Below are 5099 nucleotides of genomic sequence, written 5' to 3'. Positions count from 1 at the left end.
TGGCCGGGCCTTGCCACGCATACCAGAGGCTCGACGTGAGCTGGTACTCGTAGGTGCCCGGCGGCAGCGCGGTGGACGGGTAGCGCAGCGTGTCGCCAAAGCGCACCGGGGTGCCCGGGATGGTGGTCCAGGCATCGTTGGAGCCGGCCACGCGCACCACCAGGCTCATCGCGGCGCCACCGTCCGCAGGCGCGGCCACTTCCACGGCGTTCGTGGCGGCGCCAGGGGCGCCGTCGCTGACCACGTGCCAGACGCTGGTGCTGTCCGGGGGCAGCTGGCTTCCTCAGGGCGAAGCACCTACCTTCAGGATTGCCCGGTATGTCGGGGGTTTTGATGGGTCACGCAAGACGCAAGACTTGACCCCGGCTCCCCCAAAGTCTTGCGTTTCGCCTCGCCCTTCAAAAACCCCGCCATACCGCGGCATTCTCAAACCAGTCCATCAGGCTCATCGCGGCGCCACCGTCCGCAGGGGCGGCGTGCACCTGCCTTCAGGATTGCCCGGTATGTCGGGGGTTTTGATGGGTCAGGCAAGACGCAAGACTTGACCCTGGCTCCCCTCGCCACCGTCCGCAGGAGCGGCGTGCACCTGCCTTCAGAATTGCCTGGTATGTCGGGAGTTCTGATGGGTCAGGCAAGACGCAAGACTTGACCCCGGCTCCCCCCGGCCACGCGCACCACCAGGCTCATCGCGGCGCCACCGTCCGCAGGCGCGGCGTGCACTTGCCTTCAGGATTGCCCGGTATGTCGGGGGTTTTGATGGGTCAGGCAAGACGCAAGACTTGACCCAGACTTGACCCCGGCTCCCCCTCTACAAGACAGCCAGTTTTCCCACCTCGAAAGCTCCCGCCATCTCGTCCGGGACTTCGCCAACCCAACCACACGGGAAGCGCCCACCCAAGTACGACTCCAACAGGAGTCGGTGATACCTTGAACACGTGACGTCGTTGTATTCGTGAGCCATGCACAACGCCAGCAGGTCCCACTCCAACACCTCTTGGAACTCCTTGCTTGCGTTGCCTGGAATCCGGGCCTTCACAGCAGCGCCCGCCAGTTTTTCTCGAATCAGGCGGCCGACGAGAGGTTGAAGCTCGCCGGTACGGATGTTCCACTGAGTCAGCCCCCCCTGCTGACTGGCCACGAGGACCGTCAGTTCGTTGCGGCCTTCCATCCGCGCGTCGTCGGACTCCTCAGTTGCCAATATCTCCAGCGCGTCTGCCCACGTGTCAACCGCAACCACTTCATCGTTCGGCTCGAAGGGGCGGCCACAATTGCAAAACCAATCCGTCTGCTCCAAGCGCTGCAGGAAGTCCGTTGTATGTGGATTCATGTCCATCCTTGCGATGATGTTTCGATTACCGTGGGGTCTCTGGGGCGAGGCCCCCGAGGTCCGTCGCAACTCCGACTGATGCGTAGCTACCGCCGAAGTATCCAATACCTCCGCCGATGAGGCCACCAACGAAGCCGCCGACTACCGCGCCCACTGGAGAGAATGCCAAGCCAAACGCTGCACCAAACTCAGCTCCTACGCCACCAACTGCGTACGCTCCGGCCCATCCGCCGGCAATGCGCACGCCCTCTCGGTAGGTGTTGGAGTAGTCGCCTGTTTTAGCGCTGGATTGATACTCCGAGTAGAAGCTGTAGCTGTCGGCCGCGATACCAATGCCTGTCAGTCCCTTGCCAACGACGGAAAGGTTCTTAGCCAAACCTCGCGTCGCCCACAAGTTTCCGTCGACCACATTTCCACCGGACTGATGGATGCGCCGCGGGATCTTCTGAACCATCGCATCGTCGGGCAGTCCGCTTGCCAACCGCTGTTGTCGGGCGACTTCTGCGTACTGCCTCGAATCCGTCGGGCTCATCCCTGCATCAACCAGCGATTGCCTCAAGGCCCCGCCGTACTGCGCATTGGTCGGAAGCTGGCCACGAAGCTCGCCACCCCTTCTATATTTGTCCCACCAACGCTCGAGCGACGCGTGCGCCTCATAGTGCGGTGAGCCGGCGTCAATGAAGGCGTTGCCACGAAGCAGAATGGACTGTCCGGTTGCAGGCGAAATTGTGGTTTTGTAAACCGCGTTCTGGTTGAGATGATGTGCCTGATATCCGGGCATTCGCAATGCACCATAGGGCCCGGCGGCGGGAGTCCGTGTGTATAGCGACCCAATGGATGCTAGTCCGCCGCTATACACGCCCAAGCCTGCACCGGCATTGAACAACGGCGCCGCTGTGCCATTGACGGCGGCCCCGGCCGAAACTGAAGGGCCGCCCGAATTCGTGCCTGCATCCAGCGCTGTCGGTGTCGCGGGCGAGACAACAATGGGCGTGGGCGTGTAGTAAGCATCGAGCACGCCTCGGCGCTCAATCGAGACCGTCGAATGAAGGGCATAGCCAGGCACATTGGGAGCATCCGCGCCGAGAGGAATGTCGATGACCTGTCGGCGAAGGTCATCGGGATCCAGCGCCGACTTCAGCACCCACGTCCCGTCCTCGAGTTGGAAATCTTTCTCCCATCCCACTCCGCCAATCTCGACCCTAAATTGAGCCGCTGCAGCGGGGCGGGGACTTGGGTCTGTTCCGTCGCCGTTGACCAGCACATTCGAACTCGCAAGGAACGTCGGCTCCGCGAAGAGGGGTTCGCCATCACTCGGTTGCAAGTAGCCGCGCAGGTCCGTGTTGGCCAAAGTCCAATCCACATAGTTAGCAATCCCCTGCGCGTTCTCCTTCGTCCGAGGACCAAGACCAAAGTCGTCCATCACTCGCCTCTGCGCCGGAGTAACAGGACCGAACGAGCTTTCAGACGGCGAGCTCATCGCGTCGGCGAGGCTCTCCCCCAACGCGTTGCCAAACGCATCAGTGGCCACTTGCTTGACCGAAACCTTCCCTCCTCGCGCCGCCGCCGTGGTGATACCAGCAGTGAAGCCAAGCAAGGTGGCTCCGCCCAACCTGGCAAGTTCGTCCCCGCCCATGGCACCCACAAGCCCACCGGCTCTGCTGATCACATTGCCGGCAGCGTCCCGAGTCGGGTCCCCCATGATCGAATCTGTGAGCTCCCGACTGACATAGGCCCCGGCTGCTGCCGCCGCCACGCCACGCCAACTGAACTTGTCCTGCGCCCCCACCATCACGGACACACCTTGTGTCATCGCGTTGGACACCGCGGCCCGCGTCACGGGATTGCTCAGCATGCTGGACGCTGCCCCGTAGCTGCCAGTCGAGACGCCGGCCAGCCCCCCGGAGATGGCCCCGCCCAGCGCAGCCAGGCCCACCTGGTTCCAGCTGAAGTCCTCCTGCATGCCAAGGCCCATGGCCACGGCCTGGCTCACCACGGAGCCAGCGGCTGCGCCAGCGGCACCAGCGACGATGCCCACCGTAGCGCCATAGGTGCCGCCCAATGCGGCGGTCCCAGCGGCCATGCCTCCCCCTGCCGCCGCGGCGGCTTCTGACATCACGGCTGCCGCGGCCCCCGCCGTATAGATCGTCACAACCACCGCCACGATGATCACCAGCAGCATCCCTATCCCACCGCACCCCTTGTCCCCTTCGGGCACCGGCAAGTTAGGCGTCGTATCCCCCGTGATCTTGCTGGGGTCATAAGGCTTGAAGGTCGACGCATTGTTGTGCACCGAACCCACAACACTCGGGATGTTGATCGTCTGCCCGACCCGCAGGTCACGATCCCCGGTCAGCCCGTTGGTCTCGGCAATGCGGTACCAGAGCCCTTCATCCCCATAGGACTGCCGCGCAATGCTGCGCAGCGTGTCTCCGGCCTGCACCTGGTACGTGCCCACGGAAGCCGTCGGGTAGTTCCCGGTGATCCGCTGGAACCCCACGTCGAAGTCGGCGATCTGCGTGAACCGCGGGTCGCCGTCGTCGGTGCGTGGCGACTGCTCGCTGATGCCGATGCCGTGGCGCCCGAGCACCTCGCCGTTAACGACCACCTGGCGTTGTACGTTGCCGTCCTGGTTGACATAGAGCGCGTGCCCGGCCAGGTCGTTGACGAAGCTGCGGTTGTTCTTGCTCTCCGTCGTGTCCGCCACCTTGACCAGGTTGCCGTTCACGTCGTAGCTGTTGGTGGTCGTGCCGTCGAGGAATTTCGTGCTGGAGCCTGCGATGGCCGATTCCTTGTACCCGTCGAATCGCACGTGCTTGTAGTTGTAGAAGTTGCTGTAGTCGTTGGGCTTGGTCAGCTCGTACTTCAGCAGGTTGCCCGCGGCGTCGTAGCCCTGGTAGGCGATGTCGGTATCGACACTCGTGCGGTCGCTGTTGTAGACGAACTGGCGGAGCAGCCGGCCGTTGGTGTCATAGCGGTTGGTGCGCGCCTCCAGCCCGATGGTCTTGCCCGGGTCCGTGCCGCTGTTGAGCGCCGTGGCATACCCGGTGGGCAAGCTGACCGGCCCGGTCGTGATCACGCGGCCCACGGTGTCATAGCCGCGGTGGTCGAGTTCCAGCGGTGCCAGTTCCACCCCTTCGCGCACGAGCCCGTTGCGCTTGACGCTGGTGAGCCGGTTCATGCCGTCGTAGGCATACCGCTCCACGATCACGTCATCGTTGCCGGTGCCCGTCACGTAGGTGATGGGGGTGCCCGGGTCGTACTGCGTCCACCCATCCGCGTCGATGTAGGTGTGCGGCGCGATGGCCGGCACCTCGGTCACGAGGTTGCCGAAGAACTTGTCCGAGGCGCGGTTGCCGTCCAGGTCGTACGTCAGGATGTGGCCGGTGCCGCCGAGCGTGAGCTGGAAGTTCTCGTCCAGGTCCACGCCGGTCTGGCGGTTCATGTTGTCGTAGGTGAAGCGGTGGTCGCTGTCCTTCGACACTTCACCGGCGCTGCCGAGGTTGGGCACGTTGGCGTGCGTGCGCACCTGCGTGCGGTTGCCGGCCTTGTCGTAGGCGATGTCGATGCTCATGCGACCGTCGCCCACGTGGCGCAGGCGGCCCACGTTGTCGTAGGCCAGCATGTTGTCCTGGTACACCTTGCCGGCTTGCGTGGTGCGCTCGCGCACGTGACGCCCGGCCAGGTCGTAGGCGAACTCGGTGACCTGGTTCAGCGACCGGTCCGTGACCTTGATGACCTGGCCCGCCGCGTCGTACTCGTACACGATCTG

3 protein-coding genes are annotated in these 5099 nt (G+C 63.9%); all 3 read right to left on the bottom strand.

Annotation, left to right across the window (positions count from 1 at the left end; genetic code table 11):
- A partial coding sequence (locus ASC87_RS27265; RefSeq protein ID WP_157604404.1) for a hypothetical protein occupies positions 1 to 244 on the bottom strand: 244 nt, incomplete at its 3' end.
- 564 nt (positions 245 to 808) lie between these two features.
- Positions 809 to 1327, bottom strand: coding sequence for a hypothetical protein (locus tag ASC87_RS27260; RefSeq protein ID WP_157604403.1), 519 nt, complete (start codon positions 1325 to 1327; stop codon positions 809 to 811).
- A 25-nt stretch (positions 1328 to 1352) separates the two neighbouring features.
- Positions 1353 to 5093, bottom strand: coding sequence for a LysM peptidoglycan-binding domain-containing protein (locus ASC87_RS27255; RefSeq protein WP_235582317.1), 3741 nt, complete (start codon positions 5091 to 5093; stop codon positions 1353 to 1355).
- Positions 5094 to 5099 lie beyond the last annotated feature (6 nt).

The sequence above is a fragment of the Rhizobacter sp. Root1221 genome, assembly GCF_001425785.1.
GTDB lineage: Bacteria > Pseudomonadota > Gammaproteobacteria > Burkholderiales > Burkholderiaceae_C > Rhizobacter.
The sequence above is the reverse complement of the archived record's forward strand: the minus strand, read 5'-3'. Positions and strand labels throughout refer to the sequence as shown.

Bases quoted from the DNA above. Each gene is read 5' to 3' on its own strand.
- ASC87_RS27260 (WP_157604403.1), bottom strand. From the start codon at position 1,327: ATGAATCCACATACAACGGACTTCCTGCAGCGCTTGGAGCAGACGGAT.